A 20469-nucleotide genomic window follows, 5' to 3' on the forward strand; every position below is an offset into this window, starting at 1 on the left:
AAAATCTAAAATCCTTGCGTCCCCCGAATTTATCCGTGGGGTCGCCTCCAAAATCTAAAATCTAAAATCTAAAATCGAATGACTGATTGTATCAGGGTTTACAGCTTGGCTACACTTGCATTTTTTGAAAGTAGGATTGATTTTGGTCGATCGCTCTGAAAGCTGCCCTCAATACTCTCCGGTTCCCGATTCCTCCTTTTTTCGGAGAATTATTTTCCTACCCCTACTTATATCTTTTGAGGGATTTGCTGCGACAAAGAGAATGATTACAGTATACTCATTCATTTGAAATCACTTGTTTTATGACCGCCACAACTCGACCTATTTTAACTAACTCTATAAAGATTGCAGGCATCACAATTCCAGCCGTACTGCAATATTTTGAAACTTTAAACGCGGGGGATTTTGAAGCGACGGCTAATTTGTTTGCCGATGATGGGGTTCTGCACGCGCCGTTTGAAGAGCCAATTATCGGCAGGATTGCGATCGCCACTTATCTCAAAAAAGAAGCGCGAGGAATGCAGCTAGAACCCCAGAAAGGTGTCAGCCAAATTTTAGAAGATGGCAAAGTAGAAGTTCAGGTCAGCGGCCGGGTGCAAACTTCCGCCTTTGGTGTTAATGTCGGATGGCTGTTCTTGCTCAATTCTGACCAAAAAATCCTTTCTGTCACAGTCAAACTGTTAGCTTCTCCCCAAGAATTGCTAAATCTGCGGTCACATAAGAAATGAGATGTTTGATAAGCTGTTTCACATTTAAATTGTTTGTTTTGGTTTGACCTGTCGATCGCACGTAATAGCTAAAATCGTGCGATCGACAGGTTAATCGGCTTTTTATCGCCAGCATGAGGCAGAAACCGGGTTTTTTACCCAAATCTCTGGTGAAGCGTCGCTAACTGTTCAAAAACCCGGTTTCTTGGGTATTTGTGCGATCGGGACTTTACCCCTAAAATCTTACAGTCTCGCCTTGGGCTGACAATAAAGCATCCAGGATACCCGCCACGTGATTCATCCGTCCAGAAATAAAAAACCTGTATCCGATGAAACTTGCCGAACGTATTTATCTCGCGCAAGTCAATGCTTCAATTCTAAAATCTAAAATCTAAAATCTAAAATCGATTGACGCTACTGCACGGAAAAGTGGCTGTCACCGCACCGTGCGACAGACAGCCAAAGCGAGTCAAAAAGTGCATTGCCAATCACTAATCACTCCTGACTAATGACTAACGACTAATTAAGATTTTTCCGGCAAACTCGCTTCCAACTTTAGACAGTTGCGACCGTCTATTTGCAAAGTGTAGTCCACCCGATCCATAAGTCTGCTCATAATCAGCCAGCCGTAGCCGCTTTCCTGTTTAGCTTCCGGCCTCGGGGGATTGTAAGTATCCATTTCGTAACCTTTACCGTAATCCCAAATTTCTAAACCAATATCCCTATTTTTTAAATTCAAGCGAATTAACACGGGCAAATTGGGTTGATCTTTGTGAGCATGGCGGATCACGTTAGAATAGGCTTCTGCTAACACCAAGCGCAAACGATTCGACTGACGCGGCCAATCGACGTGCTCTCCTAGCTCTACTTCCAAACTGCTCAGCAACCAATTTTCAACAATTGTTAAAAACCGCAAGTCGCTTGGCACATGAAGCTCAGTATTCATAAAAAAATCCCGTAAGTTTGAAAACCCTGTGTCTTCCAGGTATGAAATACGACGAGCCGAATGGATTCGGCCTCAATACTTGTCGCTAATCGGGGGATACTAGCCTTTTCTGTTTAAAAATCAGGCATTCGTCATTCGGTAGAAGGCAGAAGTTAAGAGAATAGTTGAAAACTTTTGTTATGGGCTTAAAGCCCCTTAACAATTGATAATTATACCGAGACTGTAAGCAGTGAGGTATAAAAAATCTGTGTTTCAATCCTTGGCTTTTAAGCGTTGGTTTTTTCTGACGAATGCCTTCTACCTTAACCCTTTACAGGTATTTAATCCCCCAGGAAAGCGATTCAGGAAACTAGCTGCGCCATCGCCGGCTAGGTTTTTACTGTGGTTTTTGACTGGTGACGATAACACCGTCCTTTGTAGGACTACTCTATGGGCCGTCAACAAGCAGGGCTTAAGTTTTTTCGGCTCTCACCCACCCCCGACTATGCGTCGGGAGTCGCTGACAGATTCAAAGAACCTCCAGAGAGAGTATGGTTTGGTCGTCTTCTTGAACGGGATTATCAGCTCGGATGTGAGCCAACAAATTGTCCAAGTTGAAAGAACCAGGTTCCTGAATCAAAAGTTGCCAAAGCCCTTCTTGTTGTAGCATAGAACGGGTTGGTACACCCCCTGCTACCGCTTGACTTGTCACGCTAGCTTCAGTAATTCCGTCACTCGTCAGCAGAAATACATCTCCTGACTTTAATTCGATCGCACCTGCTTTGCCCCTCCAAACTGGTAGTATCCCCAAAGGAATGCCACGAGCTTTCAGGAAATTAGGCTCGGCTGGCGTTTTACCGCTAGCGGCTTGAGCTTTCACCTCCGAGTGAGACCAAACAATCGGGTAAATGTGACCGGCATTAGCAAAGGCGAGGTGTCCCGTTGACGGAGTGTAACGAGCTACAACCATTGTAATAAAATGGTTGTTGCCGATCAGGTCGTCAGACATACTGCTATTCATGTTCTGCATAACTCGATCGGGCTCTGGAGAAACTTCTTGGGAAAGTTCCCGCCGCATCACCGAAATCGCGCTCGCCATAAATAGAGCAGCCGGAACTCCCTTACCCGACACATCTCCCACCGCTATCCAAATATCCCCTTGGGAGTGGACGTAGACTTCAAAAAAGTCGCCACCAACTTCCCGCGCGGGATAGCAGCAAGCTTGCACCCTGACAGTTTCAAAATCCGGCCAACTTTGGCGCAACAAGTTTGTTTGGATTTGGCGAGCCACTTCCAACTCGTTTTGCATTTGCTTGGCTAAATCCAGAGTGCGCTGGTAGAGCTTAGCTTGAGACAGGGCGAGAGCAGCTTGAGCTGCTACACCTTCTATTAACTCTATCTCTTCTGCCGACCAAGGGTTAGTGCCACCAATCTGGGACAAAGCCAGTACCGCCAGCAATTCTTGCTGGTAAGTCAGGGGCACAGCAATCTCAACCGAGTTACCATTCCCCCCACTGTTGGAGTTCACTTGAGTTTGGCGGGTGGCTACAGCTTGAACCAGCAAATTTTCATCAAAAGAAAAGCTACTGACTTCAGAGGTTTGGGCTTGGTAGGGGAAGGTACTGGGCAATAGTCGATCGGCTTCTACTGGCCGCAGCATACAATAGTTGGCCTCAAAAGTTTGACCTACGGTTTGAACAATAGTTTGTACCATACTAGAGTAATCTAGCGACCCGCGAATCACGCTCATTACCTCATTGAACAGAGATTCCTTGCGTAAAGCGCGGCGCAATGCAACGCTGCGCTGCTTGTAGTATTTGTAAGTTTCTGAGGCTTGATTGATCACCAATTTGAGTTCTTCTGGATTCCACGGTTTGGTGATGTATTTGAAAACTTGGCCTGAGTTGATGGCCTCAACCAAATCTTCAACATCGGTGTATCCCGTTAACAGAATCCGAATCGTATCGGGAAATCGCTCGACTGTTTTCCCCAAAAACTCGGTGCCATTCATTTCTGGCATCCGCTGGTCAGATATAATCACCGCCATCTCACCCTGTTCGTCTAGAACTTCCAGGGCGCTGAGGGCGCTATCTGCTTTGTAAACCTGAAAGTCGCGTCGAAACGTCCGGTACAATAAATCCAAGTTGTCGGGTTCGTCATCGACTACCATCAGTTTCAGCTTGCTTCCATCTCCCCGACTCATCTTTTTTCCCCCTTGAAAGCCCCCACCATAGCTGTAATCAGCAAGGTGGCGGGAGGAAAAGGGGGGCTGGATATATGCAACATATCAGTTACGTCAAGTTGAGTTAAAGAAACCCGTTTTACCTCAAGGTGAGCATTCCTTTCGCACCATCTGTTCGCACAGATGAGAGGCTTTCGATACTGTAACCCGCCTCGGTAGGCCGCTTCAATAGGGAAAATTCCCCAGTCAGCTTTCAGGCTGTGATACGAGCAATCACCTTGTTAGCAGTCGGTACTTTTCTAAACACACCAGCATTCAAAACGGCTAATTAATGCTCTGATTGCAGAGTTCTTAACTAGCTCGGCACTGTCCTCGGTGTGAATTTTAACACTTACTACTAACGCAGGTATTGCTACCTAAGTCTGGTCAACACCGGCTGTATTTCAAGCCGCACTGTACCCGGAGGGTTAGTGGTGGGTTGTTGGCGCTATTCCCTACATCTTTGCCGAATCGTACTTGATTGCTGCATGCAAGTCTCCTTAATCTCTGAACTTTTTGCAGCAAGCATATTACTACTGCCGAATCAAGTTATTCTTTCTGCCAGTCTGAGCTTAGCAGAACGAGAGCGGGGATTTCTAGCGACTTCTTCGGATTGTGGGACGATCGGCTTTTTTGTCAGTACCTGCAAACTGGGTGTTCCTCTGAGTTGGTGCTTGACTGGTCGGTCTTCGAGACTGTGAAATGTAATGATTCCGATTCTCCCACCTGGTTTTAACCACCTGGGCGCTTGGTTGAGGAAAGTTTCTAAAGAAGCGAGTTCGGAGTTGACAGCTATCCTTAAAGCTTGGAAAGTACGGGTGGCAGGATGGATTCTGCCGTTGCGCTGCTTGGGGGGGAAGCTGGAGGCGATCGCCCCTGCAAGTTCTGTTGTAGTTTGAAAAGGGCGCCCTTGCACAATCCGCCTTGCGATGCGCCGCGACAGTCGCTCCTCGCCGTACCTGTAAATAATATCTGCTAGTTTAACTTCTTCCCAGTGGTTGATAATCTCTTCTGCCGTCAAAGATTGCTGCTGGTTCATACGCATATCTAGTTGAGCTGGGTGGCGAAAACTAAATCCTCGTTCCGGTGTATCGAACTGAGCAGAGCTGACGCCCAAGTCTGCTATGATACCATCAAATTCAGCCTCTGGGGACTGATATTCAGCAAAGTTACCGTGCCAAAACTCAACGGGCGAGTTGGCAAATCGGGCTTGGCAAAAACCGATGGCTTGTTCATCGCGGTCGATCGCCACCACTGTAACATCTGGCGCCGCCGCTAAAATCAAACTCGTGTGTCCGCCACCCCCAAGCGTCGCGTCCAAATAGTGTCCGCCTGCACGCACAGCTAAACCGGCAATTAACTCTTGACCCAAAACAGGAACGTGATAGGTGTCAATACTCACATCTGATCCCAGGGTCTCCTTCTCAGAGAGCTCGATATCCTTCATAATCATAAAAGCCAAACAAAAATCAACAATAGCTAGTAATCATTAATTCATTTAATTATGTCAAGAATTGAGACTAGAACCGAACCGATGGTGCTCAACATGGGGCCGCACCACCCATCCATGCACGGGGTACTCCGGTTAATTGTCACCCTGGACGGGGAAGATGTGGTGGACTGCGAGCCAGTTTTGGGCTATCTGCACCGGGGGATGGAAAAAATTGCCGAAAATCGCACCAACGTGATGTACGTGCCCTACGTTAGCCGCTGGGACTACGCTGCGGGGATGTTTAACGAAGCGGTGACAGTGAATGCACCGGAAAAGTTGGCGAATATTGCTGTCCCCAAACGGGCTAGTTATATTCGGGTAATTATGCTGGAGTTGAACCGGATTGCTAACCACTTGATGTGGGTAGGGCCGTTTTTGGCGGACGTGGGCGCGCAAACTCCTTTTTTCTATACTATGCGCGATCGCGAACCAATTCTCGACTTGTGGGAAGCAGCCACAGGTTATCGCATGGTTAATAATAACTATTTCCGCATTGGCGGAGTCGCCGCCGATTTGCCCTACGGTTGGGTAGATAAGTGCCAAGATTTCTGCGATTATTTCGTTCCCAAAATTGACGAGTACGAACGTTTAATTACCAACAATCCAATCTTCCGCCGCCGGATTGAAGGCTTGGGTACTATTTCTCGCAACGAAGCGATTAACTGGGGACTTTCGGGCCCCATGTTGCGCGGTTCCGGCGTAAATTGGGATTTGCGGAAAGTTGACCATTACGAATGTTATGACGACTTCGACTGGGAAGTTTGTACCGAAGCTGCAGGCGATTGTTTGGCCCGGTATTTAGTACGGATTCGGGAGATGCGCGAGTCGGTTAAGATTATCTATCAAGCCTTGAAAGGACTCCCCGGCGGCCCTTACGAGAATTTGGAAGCGAAGCGCTTAGAAAGCGGGCCAAAATCGGAATGGAATGGTTTTGACTATCAGTTTATTGGCAAAAAAGTGGCGCCGACTTTTAAGATTCCCAAGGGCGAACATTATGTCCGCGTCGAAAGTGGCAAGGGTGAGTTGGGGATTTATATTATCGGGGATGATAGTGTGTTTCCTTGGCGGTGGAAGATTCGGGCTGCGGATTTTAATAATTTGCAGATTTTGCCTCACATTGTGCGCGGCGTGAAAATTGCGGATTTGGTGGCAATTTTGGGGAGTATCGACATTATTATGGGCTCGGTTGACAGGTAGACCCCCTGTTAGCAGTAAGGGCTTTAGTTATTAAACGAGTATGACTAAAGCCCTGACTGTTAATAATGATATAGTAAAATTTAAAAAACAAAGAGGTTGCAGAATGAATGTCAGCAAGCAAGAGTTCTACGTCATTATTGAACGAGATGAAGATGGCTATTATGTCGGGGAAGTCCCACAGCTAAAAGCCTGTTATAGCCAAGGAGAGACTATTGATGAGTTGATTGCCAATATTAAAGAAGTTATTGCACTTTGTTTAGAAGAAGAGGGTAATGAAAAATTACCTGAATTTGTAGGTATTCAAAGGGTGATGATTTAATGCCCAAACTACCAGCTTTAACAGGAAATACAGTTATTAGCGCCTTAGAAAATGCAGGCTTTCAGACGATTCGACAAAAGGGCAGTCATGTGCGAATGATCCATGCAGATGGACGGGTAGTAACGATTCCTGTCCATGCTGGCAAAACCATAGGTAGAGGTTTACTCCGCAAGATACTGCGGGATGCAGAACTCACAAGGGAAGAGTTTATAGCACTACTCGAATGATTTTGTTCAGCTTGATTAAGTGCCTCATAAAATTATGACATCCCAGCAACCAGATATTAACGATAGTAACCCGGAACTCTGCGCTTTAATCTGCGAAAGAATTGCCGCCAGTCCCCAGCAGCGTATTACTTTTGCTGAATATATGGATTTGGCATTGTATCATCCGCAGCACGGTTATTATAACAATAGCGATCGACAGTCGATCGGCAAACAAGGCGATTTTATCACGTCGTCTCATTGGGGTGCTGATTTTGCGGAGGTTTTGGCACAGCAGTTTGTGGAAATGTGGGAAATTCTAGGCAAACCTCAAAATTTCGCGATCGTAGAAATGGGCGCTGGGCGGGGAAATTTTGCCGAAAATGTGCTGCAATATCTGCAAATACAATATCCCGATTTCTTTCATATTTTAGAATACATTATTGTTGAACTTTCCCCTGTACTCCAAGCGGAACAGCGGCAAATGTTAGCCGATATCAAGTGTGTCAAGTGGTGTAATTGGGATGAGATAGTTAATAACTCAATTGTCGGTTGTTTCTTTTCTAATGAGTTAGTAGATGCTTTACCCGTGCATCAATTTATTCTGGAACAAGCGCAAGTTAGGGAGATTTACGTTGCCGCCGAAACCCCCAAAAATATACAAGAAGAAATAAAATTTGTCGAGGTAGTTGGCGAACTTTCCACCCCTAAAATTGCCGACTATTTGGATTTGGTGGGCATCGATTTGTCGGCGAGTGGTTATGGGAATGGTTATCGCAGTGAGGTGAATTTGGCGGCTTTGGACTGGATGAGTACAGTTGCTCAAAAGTTGCAGCGGGGATATTTGTTAACTATTGATTACGGTTATCCGGCGCACCGCTATTACAATCCGAGGCGCAGGGAGGGGACGCTACAGTGTTATTATCGCCACCGATATCACAGCAATCCTTATATTAATGTGGGCCGGCAGGATTTAACGGCTCATGTTAATTTTACGGCGTTGGAAAGACAGGGTGAAGTGTGCGGTTTGGATGTGGTAGGGTTTACTCAGCAGGCTTTGTTTTTGATGGCGTTGGGTTTGGGCGATCGTATTGCTTCTCTATCAACAAATGATGCGGAAGTATTGGATGTGGCAACGTTTTTGCGGCGCCGGGAGGCTTTGCATCAGTTAATCGATCCGATGGGTTTGGGGGGTTTTGGGGTTCTGGTGCAGTGTAAGGGGTTGAGGGAGGAGGAAAAGGGGATAATATTGATGGGTTTGATGGTGCCTGATTGATTATTTTAGATTGATTATTAACTAATTAAGCTGTTTTTTAACCGCACGAGCGATTAAAGGCGCTTTCTTTTCTAACCCTTCTAAATTAAGTTCGTTCTCTAGATACATCCGATACCACTCCTGACGTTGTTCTATAACCCATTCACTATTCTGAAGCTGTAACTTTTTGAGGGTAAATTCGGCTCGATCGCGCTCGTGGGAAGGAATCGCGTCAGTCAAAACCAACTGACAAGAAGGTAGGATAATCTCAAACCAATTATCTTCTACTTCAAACGGATCGAGAATTTGTCTATCGTAAGTTCCTTTGCAGCTATTTACCCGTTGTAAAGCATAGCGATAGTTTTTCCAGTCATAAATCAAATGCCGATTTTCTGCTTTACTTTTGCTCAAATAATGATCGACAGTACCCATCCGACTCGGTATGTACATCACCGCATAGCCACAAAGATTTTGGAACTCTTTCGCTAATTGAGGTTTGAAGGTAGACCAAAAATCTTTTGGTTCTTTACAAGGATTTTTAACTAACCAATTATTGCCTGCTTTTCGCACCTGTTGCTCAAAATCTGCTGGTTCCGGTGGCGGAATAAATCGCATCATCTTTACTCAACCTCGGTGCTCACAATCCATCGCGGCCAGAAGCGATCGTGTTCTGGTAAAACTCCCAGGAGTTCCTGATGAATTTGCTCCTTAGTTCTGAGGTATTCAGGAAAAGTTTCCATGCTTTCTCCTCGCATGAAAGTATACGCAGCCTCAATCGCTATTTCTGCTTCGCGGGAACGAGCCTGTTTTAACCCAAAAATATCTGAAGTTAGCCAGCCAACAGCATCTCCTTGTTTTGCCCAAGGAACTTCATTAAGAGTTACATCTTTACCTTGTAACTCAAACAAAAATAACTTATCTTGCTCCTCATCAAAATCAGGCTCAATTGAGGCAAGGACAAGAGGAGAGTGAGTCGTAGCTATTAGCTGAATTTTCATTTCATTCTTAAGACCTTTAGCTACTTCTAATATCGCAGGAAGAATCGATCGTTGCCAAGCTGGATGTAAGTGAGCTTCAACCTCGTCTATTAAACAGATTATTTTATCAATAGGTTCTTGCTGCCGCAACTTAGATGCTTGCGTATGTTCATACCAAGTCCACATTAGTAAGTAAGCAAGTCCTAAAATTCGTTTTATTCCTGCTGATGTGTAGATAATAGGCACATTTCCATAAGGGAAATCCAGGGTAGGAATATCACGAGTATCTTCTACAGAAACCCGTGTTGGCAGCCCCGGTTCCATCCATTCATCTGCATGGGGAGAAAGTTGTCGAATCACAGAAGAAAATATTTCAAATTTAGAGATATCTGCCTGTCGCTGCCAATTCACCCAATCGTGAATTAAACCATTACATAGAACTTTATTATCGGCTCTTAACCCATTCCAAAGATGATCGGAAGTAAAGTGATAAATACTCGAGTGTTGACGAGCCGGGTCAAGAACTGAAAATCCACCATCAACACGGACATAAACGATTAAGCTTCTTAACAAGGGAGGCCTTCGCAGATTCAGCCATTTCTGATCTGAAAGACTAAAAAGGCTACGATATTCCTCAGAATCTCTCTGATGACTCAACACAGAGGTAATTTCTGGTGTTTTTCCCTCTACCTGTTGAGGCCAAGCAGGTTGATCAACCCAGTTTCCCGTTAGTACCCACCAAGCAACATCTAGCAAAAAAGTTTTACCAAGACCATTGTCTCCAGTAAATAAGTTGAGTCTTTCGGCGAAGTAAACATCAAATTGGGGAGCTGTTCCCACCCATTTTAGGTGAATTTCTTTCAGCATTTTATAGTGAATAGAAACATCAAACTCTAGGTAGTATTCAGAATCCGATAGTTTATATAAACGGATATAGTCTCTCCCATAGGTTTGAAGTGTCTGACTTGTAACAGGTTCAAACTGTTTCAGAGCACCACTTTTTTCTAGCTTGCCTTTAATCCAACGTCCTAAAATTTTTAAATCATATTTCGATCTAAAGTTTTTATAATTTGCTCCTTGAGTTTGGCAATCAAATGTTAAACCATCATCTGTATGAACGATAAAATCACCTTTTGGGTAAATAGGATCACTTATTGTTTTTGCATCCACAATAAGTTCAACTTCGTACCAATCTCTTGGGATAAGTTTACCAGTAGATTTATTCTCGCGCCCTTTGCCAAAAAAAGTATTGAGATTTGATTGCTGCTGTCGATCAACTCTTGATAAAGATATGTCCACATAGGGCGTTGCGGGAGTTATGACAGGTAGGGACATTGAGTTACCTCACTTCACTAAAAAGTAAATGTTAATTGTAATTGCTGTTCTGAAGCCTCTAATTCTGCGTGTTCTAATCGTTCCTTAATTGACATCATTTGCAACTTGTGATTTAACGTGTATAAATCTACTTTCGGATAATCCCCTTTAAATAGCGGAATCAGAGATTCAACAACGTCAACTATTCCATCTGGCGGAACTGCATTGCCAATTTGTCTTCTTACTTCAGTAATAGAACCTTCAAAAACAAAATTATCGGGAAATGTTTGCAACCTAGCTCTTTCACGATTTGTCAATGAACGCGGTTCGGGATAATGATATCCCCAAGTACCGCCACCACCACCAGCAATAATTGTAGCACAGGGTTTATCTGGATGAATTCGCCGATAAACGTGACTGATCATGCCTTTTACATAATATGGACTATCCTTGGGAATATCAGTAAAATTCCCTCCTGGTTTAATTCGACTCAAAATTTCAATGGTTCGAGGCTGAATTTTCTGATGTTCCTGATTATGTTCCACTTTTTCCACATTTTTGAGTGCTTCACCTGCCGTTCGATAGGGATATTTACGATTTTGTCCGTATTCTGGCTGAGGATGCACAAAGTTAAATCCTGTATCCATCCGAATGCCAACTAATAACACTCTTTGCCGAAATTGCGGAACTCCGTAATCAGCAAAGTTGTAGAGTTTGGGCTTGACTAAGTAGCCCGGAGCGATACTTTCAAAGTCAGAAATTATTTGTTTTATTGCTTGATAATTATTTGCACTTAATAAGCCTTTGACATTTTCTGCTACAAAAGCTTTGGGCTGTTTTTTATTGACAAAATCGAGAAAGTATGTATATAGATTGCCTCTGGTTCCTTCAAGTCCGGGGCGTTTCCAAATCATGGAAAAGTCTTGACAAGGAAACCCTCCTATACATATTTCTGCTTCGGGAACTTGTGCAATGTCTATATTTTCTATGCTGTCGTTGACGATGACATCAGCAATGTTTCTGCTGAAAGTTTTGCAGGCGTATTTATTGGAGTCGATCGCCCAAACTACTTCAAATCCGGCTTTGTGGAATGGCAAGTCCATACCGCCACAACCGGAAAATAATGAAATCAGTTGGGGTTTTTTTTTCCAGGCGATCGGCTTGAGACGTTCGAGTAACATATTAGTTCGCAGTAGGACAAGGGCTGGCTGAATGCTAGCACCACAAGATACTAATTATATCAAAATATAGTCTAACTCGACTCATCAATTGATATTTCACTCTTCATCATCTAACTCGATCCCCGCTTGACGCAGTTTTTCGGCCAATTTTTCAGCGCGGAGGCGTTGGCGATCGCCCCGCTGGCGTTCTTGTTCTACTCTTTCTTCCGACCAAAGCAACAACTCGCCTTCTGCATTCCACCACCTCAACCAACAGCCTGTCCTTCCTTCGTGTGTTCCTTCCCAAATACCTAAAAATAGGTTTAATCCCGGTATCCAATAACGTCCGTTTTCATCAGGTTTTTGCAAGTTGTAACGCTCTGATTCTAAAGCGTAAACTTCTAAATGAGCTGTTTTTGCTCGGAATATGACGTATCGGGGGACTTTGATTACTTGCTCGTAAAAAAACCACTTTCCCACCCGCGAGGTAAACTCTACAGAGTATTCTTCTCCATAGGTTTCTGAAAGAAATTCCATCACGATTGGGGGGATGGTTCCTTCTGTGTGTGGCGTGTAACTACGGCGGACTTGCGAGACATTTTTTGGATTGACGGGTTTCACGTACATCCAATCTGGTGCTTTGCAGATAATACGCTGTTCGTCGCTGCTTGAACCTGGGAAACTTATGCCGGCACACAAGGCAAAGTTGGAAACAATTAAGGCATCCTGCATTAATTCAGGAAATCCTGTTAGCGGCTGGCGCAAAGCGGCGGCTAATAAGGGTTGGCTTTCGTCTTCCACGGGGTCGTCTGGTAGTTGGAAATCTTCTGGTAGTAGCGGCCAGGTGATTGTGAGTTTTGTTTCATAATTTTTAGTTGCTACAGACATAGTTTATCAGAGGTTAAATGTTTTAATGTTTAAATTATATCTCTTGGTTTTTGGGATTAATGTTAATGGCTTAATGACGAGGCAGAGCCTCTGGATATGCCTTACCGGGCAGAGCCAATTAGTAACGACTTAAGCCGACAGTCCGCCAGGGGTTGAAACCCCTGGCTAATAGCTAAAGTCCTCTGAAGAGGACTGAGAAGAAGACTGTTAAAATAATTAGTCCTCTTCAGAGGACTTTAGCTTTGAGGCAGGGAATTCATTCCCTGCCGGACTTAATATGCAGCTATAATCTTCTGCTGTAGCTCGTTTGTCATTGCTAGTAGTTCCGATTGGGCGATCGCACTTTGTTCACCACTCGCCAACCACTTCAATTGTACCGTCTCGTTTTCAGCTTCCGCATCTCCCAAAACTAAACACGCAACTGCACCGCTTCTGTCGGCTCTTTTAAACTGTTTCCCGAAAGCACTACCGCTCAAATCTATCTCGACACTAAACCCGGCACTTCGCAATTTTTGAGCTAACAATACGGATTGCTGTTCTGCTTTATCGCCCCTGGATACCAAATAGAAATCTAACTTCGGCGCGGGCAAAGGTTGCAACTTTTGCAGCAGGATAATCAACCTTTCGATACCCATTGCCCAACCGACTGCCGCCGTATCTGGGCCGCCCAATTCCTTTACTAAACCGTCGTAGCGGCCGCCTCCGCAAACTGTTGCTTGCGCTCCCAAATCGTCGGAGATAATTTCAAATGCGGTGTAAGTATAGTAATCTAAACCGCGCACTAATCGGGGATTTAACTGATAGCTAATTCCTAAATTTGTGAGCATTTGCTGCACTTGCTCGAAGTGATCTCGCGATTCCTCTCCCAAATATTCCAAAATACTCGGCGCACCAGCTACAATTTCTTGAGTCCGCTGATTTTTGCTGTCCAAAATCCGCAGCGGGTTTCGAGTCAAGCGGTCTTGAGAATCGGCGTCTAATTCGTCTTTGTGCGGTGTAAAATAATCTATTAATGCTTGCCGATAATTTTGTCTGTCTTGCTTATTTCCGACAGAATTAATATCGAGGCGCAAATTTTTTAAACCGAGTGTTTGCAGGATATCACAGGCGATCGCAATTACTTCGACATCCGCACGAGGATTCGCACTCCCCAAGACTTCCACGCCAATTTGATTAAACTGCCGCTGTCTTCCTTCTTGCGCGCGTTCGTAGCGAAACATCGGCCCCGCATACCACAGGCGCTGCACGTCTCCCGCTGCGTACAAACTGTTTTGAATAAAAGCTCGGACTACTCCGGCGGTGCCTTCTGGACGCAAAGTTGTCGATCGATCGCCCTTATCCTTAAAAGTGTACATTTCTTTGCCCACGACATCGGTAGCTTCTCCGATGCCGCGTTCAAATAAAGATGTCTGTTCAAATATCGGCGTCCGAATTTCCCGATAAGCCGCTTTTTTTAAAATGGTTCTAGCGACTTCTTCTATATTTTGCCAATATTGAATTTCAGCGGGCAAAATATCCCGCGTTCCCGGTAAAGTTTTAATTGCACTCATTTTGTTAGTCAGTAGTCAGTAGTTAGTAGTCATTAATCATTAGTTATTAATCATTAGTTATTAGTTAACCGTCAACAGTCAACAGTCAACAGTCAACAGTCAACAGCTAACAATTCCCAATAACTAATGACTTAATAATTCCCAGGCTCCGTAACGATCGCCATAATAAGCCAAAATGCGATCGACCCGCTCGCGACCTGCCAAATCGAACCCTTCAGGATACTGTATCCACAAACCCCCAACTTGGCTGTCGTAGTAATCAAACCGCTGCGACTGCTGCGGAATTAAACCGGTTTGCACCCCTTCAACTTGACGCAAATGGGTCGCCACTTCGCGATACACCGCCAGCGGCAATCCAGGGCTTTGAATTTGATAGCGGAGTTGTTTTTCTTGTGCCGTTTGCATCATTTCTTTGCCTGTTCCCAACCAGAACCCCTACTTAAGATACTTCTTTATCGATCGGCCGCGGTAGAGGACAGCAGTTAATATTGTCCAAACATACCTTTCCCCACTGCAAAGCCCAGCGTACAAGCGTAACTCGATTGTCAGCCCGCGTCTTGTTCAAGATATTGCTAATGTGGTTGTCAACTGTACGCTTGCTAATCTCTAACTTTTCGGCGATTTTCTCATTAGTCAATCCCGCTGCTACTAACTCTACCACTTGCAATTCTCTGTCCGAAAGGGTGACAGGGGTCCCAGAGACAATCCCACTCATAAATTTTTCCTATGTCTGCATATTTACCTATCTACAATTCTAAAGGATGAGGGATCGAGTATGAAGAGAAAATTAAATTTGCTGTGCTACTTTTTCGGGCCCGAAGCACCAACTCGCCTGCAGAATCGCCAAGAGTGCAAACCCAGCGCTGACACAGCATGACGCGCACCGACTTGCACTGCTGGCACCCTTCCGGTGGCGGGTGAGCCCTTTACCTGCGCGCATCTGACATCCGGGCCAAACCCGCAGATGTTTTCAGGTAAAACAACTGATACGCCCGCACTGCACTTGTGCGTTGAGCGAGTAACTGCCAGTATCAATAAGTCTGGTATTATAGGAGCAGCTATTAAAAAATAGCTTGCAATTTTTCTGGGATGGGTTAAAAATAATTATTGGCCTGTCTACTGCTGGTCTAAAATCTAAAATCTAAAATCTAAAATAGATATGACTTATCCTCGCGTTTTGTGTCTGGGTGAAGTTTTATTTGATTGTTTAGCAGACAAACCAGGAGTATCTCTCGAAGAGGTAGAATCTTGGACGGCATATCCCGGCGGTGCTCCTGCTAATGTTGCCTGTGCTTTGGTTAAATTAGGGACGGCGGCGGGATTTATCGGTGCTGTAGGTGGGGATGAATTGGGGAATTCCCTAGTGCAGGTATTGCAAGAAGTAGGGGTTGATATTGCTGGATTGCAGCGACATCCAAGTGCGCCGACGCGGCAAGTTTATGTCTTGCGGAATGAAGCGGGCGATCGATCTTTTGCCGGTTTTGGCGAATTGGATACGGCCGATTTTGCAGACACGCGCCTCCTCGCTGCACAACTACCCGAAGTGCTGTTTGAAAATGCCGAATATTTAGTGTTAGGTACTTTAGAATTAGCTTATCCTGAAAGTCGAGAGGCGATCGCCCGATCGATCGAACTAGCAGAACACTACGACGTTAAAATTATACTTGACATCAATTGGCGTCCCGTGTTTTGGCCAAATCCAGACGAAGCAAAAGCGCGCATTAGAAAAACATTAAAAAAAGTTGATTTTGTCAAGTTATCTGAGGAAGAAGCCGAATGGTTGTTTGACACTACCGATGCTGGAGCTATTACCTACCGTCTCGATTCCGTAGAAGGCGTTTTGGTGACAGCAGGCGAGAAAGGTTGCGCTTATTGTATCTCGGAAAATGAAGGAAAAATCCCCGCATTTACAGTAGATGTTGAGGATACAACAGGTGCAGGCGACGCATTTCTGGCTGGTTTTGTGCGACAGTTGTGCAAGCATGGAATTAAGAATTTAGCCGACCCCAAAATAGCCAAAACAATTGTAACTTATGCCAGTGCGGTAGGTGCGATGACAGCGATGAAACCGGGGGCAATTATATCTCAACCTACTGCGGCTGAAGTAGAAGCTTTCTTATATTTGTACAAAAATTAGGGCCGCCAACCTATCAGTCTGGAAACGGAAAGGGGGCTAATTTTGGTTCATAAACTCGGTTGCTAGGAAAAAAATACTGTTATACTAAATCCGAGTTAAAAACCCTCGCTAAGACTCGCCGTTTGAAATAGCTACTATACAAATTATTGCCCTAGTTAAGAGGGACTAAGAAATAAACTGGTATTTAAGCTCGATTTAGTATTATAGGTTTTATTGGGGGCAATTAACCGCACATCATATCATGTCCGATCGATTACCCTGATTCCTGTAGGGGCGGGTTCACCAATAATATTTGCCAAAAACGGACAATCTCAAAAACCCGCCCCGGCAATGGTATTATGGGCGATCGATCGGACATGATATAATTTGGCGCACGATTAACTCTAGTGGCTGCGAAGCATCTATGATAATTGCATCTTCAGGTTCTTCGAGACTGTCTAACTGGCTTAACAGCAAGTCTGCTTTCATGTAGTGGTTTTCGCGAGTTTTTAACCTGGTGGCTAATAGCTGAAAAGAACATTTTAGATAAACTATCTTCATCCGCTGTTGGTCTCGGTAGAGCATTTCGCGGTAAGATGTTTTTAAAGCAGAACAAGCCAAAACCACATTTTTATTTTCTAACAGCCACCTGTCTATTGTAGCTTGCAATTGTAATAGCCAAGGAAGGCGATCCGCATCTTCTAAAGGAATGCCCCGACTCATTTTCTCGATATTAGCTGATGGGTGAAAATCGTCGGCATCCCTGAAATCCCAATTGAGAGATTGCGCCAGCAACTTCCCAACAGTAGTTTTGCCAGAACCTGAGACTCCCATCACGATCGTAATCATGGCACCTATTTACCGAATACTTGCAATATACTTGCAATTTTATCAAGTTGTGCGATCGACAAACCGGGTTTCTTAAGTTGCCGGATGAATTCTACCACCCTAAAAAATTCAATAAACCCGGTTTATTTATGATTTTCGCTCAAATTTCTTCCAGAGTGGGTTTAATGAAATTATAAGCCAAAACGCCGATAATTCCACCCATCACAGGGAATACAATAAACGCCCATAACTGTTGGATTGCCCATCCGCCTTGAAAAAGTGCGACACCGATACTTCTAGCTGGGTTAACTGAAGTATTGGTTATGGGAATTCCGACTAAATGAATCAACACCAGCATCAAGCCGATGGGAATTCCGCCCAAACCGACGGGATATTTGGGATGGGTAGTACCCATGATGGTAAATAACAGAAAAGCAGTTAGTACAATTTCCGTCAAAGCTGCTGCCAAAAGTCCGTAACCCGTGGGAGAATGTTCTGCAAAACCATTAGACGCAAATCCCGAAGCCGCCGCATCAAAACCCGGTTTTCCTGATGCTATCAAGTACAAAACCAGACCGCCTAAAATTCCCCCTACAATCTGACCGCCTATATAATAAGGAAGCAAAACAGCATCGATCAGTTTGGCAACTACTAAACCGATGCTTACCGCCGGATTAATGTGGCATCCAGAGATAGGGCCGATCGTATAAACCATGATTAAGAGGGATAGACCAAAGGCGATCGAAACTCCCAAAAAGCCGATTTTATCTCCAGCTAAAACCGCACTGCCACATCCACCTAATACCAACACAAAAGTACCAAAAGCTTCAGCAACCCCAATCTTTATTTTTTTGTTCATACTCACAATTATCTCAATTTTCTAATCGGTTAATTTTACACCCATACGAGTTCTAAATATAAAAATTAGAACTCGGATTTGTTTCACTTAGCGCAACAATACTAATCAAAATCATTAGCAATGTGTAGCTCTAATTTTCAGAAATTGTATGGACTTAACTGAGAATGCGAAATTAGGAATCGATAAATTAGCTCAAACATACTCTATTATGTAAAAAATGTCAAGATTAAGCTAATTATTTGTATAAATTGTGCAATCTTCTGTATTCAATTCACAACAATTAACTTGGCTTCTTCCCTAATTCTGCGATCGTAATTTTACTTATTGTTGCTGATTATCCGATCGCACTTGCAGCTAAAACATCATTGCTAATCGGCTGGTACATCCGACTTTGGAAGGGGCGAAAGTCTCGCCAATCGGCAGTCATCTTGCATAGCAAGCGGAACTGTAGCGGCGTTGGGGGTTGATTGACGCGATCGACTTGTACGCAAACCAATTCTGGATGCTGCAAAATAATTTCAAAAATATCATCCACAAGATAGCGCTGACAATAGCCGACAATCCAGTGATCTTTAGTACACAGAAGCAGACGGGAAGCGCGCGGATTTTTAAATTCGTGGGCTAAATACAAAAGTTCGCCCACTTGAAGCCGATTAATCCGTTCAATTGCCGACTTTGAAAGGTATCGCAGTCCATCTGCAAAAAAATGGATACAGTAACGTCCATTTTCATCTGGTTCGGGACAAGGGAACACCTCAAATTTATCAGTTGCCCGTTTGCCTCCGCTGCGCGCCAATAAAGCAATTGGGTCATGTTCATGTTCAGGGATATTCAACCACTGTACAAATTCAGGGTACTCAGGGCGCGATCGGGCCATCACTCGATTAGAAAACAACGAAAACAGTTTCTGTGAAGTGTAAACATTATGGAAATCCGGGAAAGATGGCAAGGGTTGAAACCCGCACTTAAGTTTAGCTTCTAGAACACCATTTGTATAATTGAACTGGTATTCTTTACCGTTAAATATCAATCGACCAATCGGAAACCAAGAACCGCTGTCCGGGCTTTGCCAAGCCAAAAATAGTGTTTTCAAAGTAAATCTCCTGTCAATTCAAGTAGGGTGCACAGTGCGTACTGCACAAACACAACTCACCTACGCAGCTTAAAAAATGTTTACCCGATCGACCCTTGACACTTACCTCTCAAAATGAGAGTATGAGTATACAAGCAGGACTTATACCAAATCCGAGTTTACCACCCCTGTTATAAATATTCCGTCAATCGATTTTCGATTTTCGATTTTCGATTTTCGATTTTCGATTGACTTGCGCGAGATAAATGCGGGGGCTTGAGGATTTTCGATTTTCGATTTTGGATTGATTCCACGGATAAATCACGTGGCGGGTACCACCTTTGAAATTCCTGGTCAATAAAGGGGATGCCTAACCCGGATTTGGTATTACCCTGCATAACCGAACTTTGAGATCACCTGTAGAGTTCTGGTGGACAGCGATCGCTCTATATAGCAATCCTAAATCATTTGTGAATTTCTTACTCCCCTTACCAAGGGGAGGGTTGGGGTGGGGTAAAAAGTTTACGACTCTTGCAAGGATTGCTATAGATAAAATCTGTGAGTAAGTCCTGTATAAAGTGATTGAATAAGCCACGTTATGGAAGCGAAAGAGATGCAATACAAAACCACTAAAAAGCTAAAAACAAATGCACCTAATTTCGCTCCGCAACCTCCGTAATAATGCTGCCAAGTACCCGGATGTCAAAAACCAAATTGAGATTTGGAAACAAACTGTCAACAAAGCGGAATGGCATAATTTGGAGGATGTTCGCAAAATTTATCGGGATGCCGAAGCAGTAGGAAACTTTACCGTCTTTAATATCAAAGGCAACGACTATCGCCTGATTGTTGGGATTAACTATGAGAACCAAACTGTTTTCTACAAATATTTCCTAACCCACTCTGACTACGACCAAGAAAAATGGAAAAATGACCCTAACTTTTGACCGAACGACTTACAGCAACTTGCTCGCAGAAATTGCTCCCAAGGCGATCGAAACTGAGGAAGAATACGATCGCCTCCTGGCAGTTGCAGAAAGGCTAACATTTGCTAAAAACCTCACTCCAGAGGAGAAAGTTTTATACAAGTTGTTAGTCACTTTGATAGAAGTTTACGAGACAGAAAACTATCCGATAGACAAATCCGAACCTCATGAGATTTTGCAACATATCATGGAATCCAGCGGCACCCGCCAAGCAGACTTGGTAGGTATCATTGGATCTAGCGGCGTAGTATCTGAAGTTGTGAATGGCAAGCGATCAATTAGCAAAGCACAAGCTAAGGCACTCGGCGATTATTTTCAAATCTCACCTAGCTTGTTCATTTAATTTAAGATAAATCGATCGGTTACAATCTCATTCCATGTCTTGTAGGGGCGGGTTCAC

21 protein-coding genes are annotated in these 20469 nt (G+C 44.1%); 8 read left to right on the forward strand and 13 right to left on the reverse strand.

The window, feature by feature from the left end; translation table 11 throughout:
- Window positions 1-302 precede the first annotated feature (302 nt).
- The gene (locus tag QT987_RS12325) at window positions 303-728 is read left to right on the forward strand and encodes a nuclear transport factor 2 family protein (protein WP_333240176.1); all 426 of its coding nucleotides are present in this window, start codon (window positions 303-305) and stop codon (window positions 726-728) included.
- A 502-nt stretch (window positions 729-1230) separates the two neighbouring features.
- Here the strand turns inward: QT987_RS12325 and QT987_RS12330 are convergent.
- From QT987_RS12330 to rsmH, 3 genes are all read right to left on the reverse strand, one after another.
- Window positions 1231-1653, reverse strand: a complete 423-nt coding sequence (locus QT987_RS12330; RefSeq protein WP_006633914.1) for an ATP-binding protein — start codon at window positions 1651-1653, stop codon at window positions 1231-1233.
- Between the two features lie 508 nt (window positions 1654-2161).
- A complete protein-coding gene (locus tag QT987_RS12335; RefSeq protein WP_333240178.1) occupies window positions 2162-3835 on the reverse strand; it encodes a SpoIIE family protein phosphatase in 1674 nt (557 codons plus the stop codon).
- A 562-nt stretch (window positions 3836-4397) separates the two neighbouring features.
- Entirely contained in the window at window positions 4398-5300 is a 903-nt protein-coding gene (rsmH, locus tag QT987_RS12340; RefSeq protein WP_333240180.1) for a 16S rRNA (cytosine(1402)-N(4))-methyltransferase RsmH, read from the reverse strand.
- Window positions 5301-5357: 57 nt separating this feature from the next.
- Between rsmH and QT987_RS12345 the strand changes: the two genes are divergently transcribed.
- From QT987_RS12345 to QT987_RS12360, 4 genes are read left to right on the forward strand one after another with little or no spacing between them, the layout of a single operon-like run.
- Window positions 5358-6542 (forward strand): NAD(P)H-quinone oxidoreductase subunit H, encoded by a 1185-nt coding sequence (locus tag QT987_RS12345; protein ID WP_333056426.1) that lies wholly within the window; start codon window positions 5358-5360, stop codon window positions 6540-6542.
- A gap of 40 nt (window positions 6543-6582) precedes the next feature.
- Window positions 6583-6861: a type II toxin-antitoxin system HicB family antitoxin gene (locus QT987_RS12350; RefSeq protein WP_333240182.1), complete on the forward strand. Its 279-nt coding sequence runs from the start codon at window positions 6583-6585 to the stop codon at window positions 6859-6861.
- Window positions 6861-7088: a type II toxin-antitoxin system HicA family toxin gene (locus QT987_RS12355; protein ID WP_333240184.1), complete on the forward strand. Its 228-nt coding sequence runs from the start codon at window positions 6861-6863 to the stop codon at window positions 7086-7088. Before QT987_RS12350 ends, QT987_RS12355 begins: the two co-directional genes overlap by 1 nt.
- 34 nt (window positions 7089-7122) lie before the next feature.
- Window positions 7123-8340 (forward strand): class I SAM-dependent methyltransferase, encoded by a 1218-nt coding sequence (locus QT987_RS12360; RefSeq protein ID WP_333240186.1) that lies wholly within the window; start codon window positions 7123-7125, stop codon window positions 8338-8340.
- Between the two features lie 21 nt (window positions 8341-8361).
- Here the strand turns inward: QT987_RS12360 and QT987_RS12365 are convergent, their stop codons facing one another.
- The 7 genes from QT987_RS12365 to QT987_RS12395 all read right to left on the reverse strand — a co-directional run bounded on the left by QT987_RS12365 (window position 8362) and on the right by QT987_RS12395 (window position 14923).
- Window positions 8362-8937 (reverse strand): hypothetical protein, encoded by a 576-nt coding sequence (locus QT987_RS12365; RefSeq protein ID WP_333240188.1) that lies wholly within the window; start codon window positions 8935-8937, stop codon window positions 8362-8364.
- A 2-nt stretch (window positions 8938-8939) separates the two neighbouring features.
- Complete coding sequence (locus tag QT987_RS12370) at window positions 8940-10631, reverse strand: AAA family ATPase (RefSeq protein ID WP_333240191.1); 1692 nt, start codon at window positions 10629-10631, stop codon at window positions 8940-8942.
- A 17-nt stretch (window positions 10632-10648) separates the two neighbouring features.
- On the reverse strand, window positions 10649-11791 hold the full coding sequence (locus QT987_RS12375) for a DNA cytosine methyltransferase (RefSeq protein ID WP_333240193.1): 1143 nt from the start codon (window positions 11789-11791) through the stop codon (window positions 10649-10651).
- Between the two features lie 96 nt (window positions 11792-11887).
- Window positions 11888-12658: a Uma2 family endonuclease gene (locus QT987_RS12380; RefSeq protein WP_333240195.1), complete on the reverse strand. Its 771-nt coding sequence runs from the start codon at window positions 12656-12658 to the stop codon at window positions 11888-11890.
- A gap of 272 nt (window positions 12659-12930) precedes the next feature.
- Window positions 12931-14208 (reverse strand): histidine--tRNA ligase, encoded by a 1278-nt coding sequence (hisS, locus tag QT987_RS12385; protein ID WP_333240197.1) that lies wholly within the window; start codon window positions 14206-14208, stop codon window positions 12931-12933.
- Window positions 14209-14331: 123 nt separating this feature from the next.
- Window positions 14332-14613 (reverse strand): hypothetical protein, encoded by a 282-nt coding sequence (locus QT987_RS12390; protein WP_333083165.1) that lies wholly within the window; start codon window positions 14611-14613, stop codon window positions 14332-14334.
- Between the two features lie 34 nt (window positions 14614-14647).
- A complete protein-coding gene (locus QT987_RS12395) occupies window positions 14648-14923 on the reverse strand; it encodes a photosynthetic electron transport-dependent transcriptional regulator PedR (RefSeq protein WP_006633901.1) in 276 nt (91 codons plus the stop codon).
- 444 nt (window positions 14924-15367) lie between these two features.
- Here QT987_RS12395 and QT987_RS12400 point away from each other — a divergent pair, with 444 nt between their 5' ends.
- Window positions 15368-16345, forward strand: a complete 978-nt coding sequence (locus QT987_RS12400) for a carbohydrate kinase (protein WP_333240199.1) — start codon at window positions 15368-15370, stop codon at window positions 16343-16345.
- 336 nt (window positions 16346-16681) lie between these two features.
- Here QT987_RS12400 and QT987_RS12405 read toward each other — a convergent pair whose 3' ends face one another.
- The 3 genes from QT987_RS12405 to QT987_RS12415 all read right to left on the reverse strand — a co-directional run bounded on the left by QT987_RS12405 (window position 16682) and on the right by QT987_RS12415 (window position 19104).
- Entirely contained in the window at window positions 16682-17173 is a 492-nt protein-coding gene (locus tag QT987_RS12405; RefSeq protein ID WP_333240201.1) for a gluconokinase, read from the reverse strand.
- Window positions 17174-17312: 139 nt separating this feature from the next.
- On the reverse strand, window positions 17313-18011 hold the full coding sequence (aqpZ, locus tag QT987_RS12410) for an aquaporin Z (protein WP_333240203.1): 699 nt from the start codon (window positions 18009-18011) through the stop codon (window positions 17313-17315).
- Window positions 18012-18345: 334 nt separating this feature from the next.
- On the reverse strand, window positions 18346-19104 hold the full coding sequence (locus tag QT987_RS12415; RefSeq protein WP_333240205.1) for a DNA-binding protein: 759 nt from the start codon (window positions 19102-19104) through the stop codon (window positions 18346-18348).
- A gap of 626 nt (window positions 19105-19730) precedes the next feature.
- Here QT987_RS12415 and QT987_RS12420 point away from each other — a divergent pair.
- Window positions 19731-20030 (forward strand): type II toxin-antitoxin system HigB family toxin, encoded by a 300-nt coding sequence (locus QT987_RS12420; protein WP_333240207.1) that lies wholly within the window; start codon window positions 19731-19733, stop codon window positions 20028-20030.
- The gene (locus QT987_RS12425) at window positions 20014-20412 is read left to right on the forward strand and encodes a transcriptional regulator (protein ID WP_333154684.1); all 399 of its coding nucleotides are present in this window, start codon (window positions 20014-20016) and stop codon (window positions 20410-20412) included. Before QT987_RS12420 ends, QT987_RS12425 begins: the two co-directional genes overlap by 17 nt.
- Window positions 20413-20469: the final 57 nt, after the last annotated feature.

Origin of the sequence: Microcoleus sp. SVA1B4 (assembly GCF_036700545.1) — a bacterium.
Taxonomy (GTDB): Bacteria; Cyanobacteriota; Cyanobacteriia; order Cyanobacteriales; family Microcoleaceae; genus Microcoleus.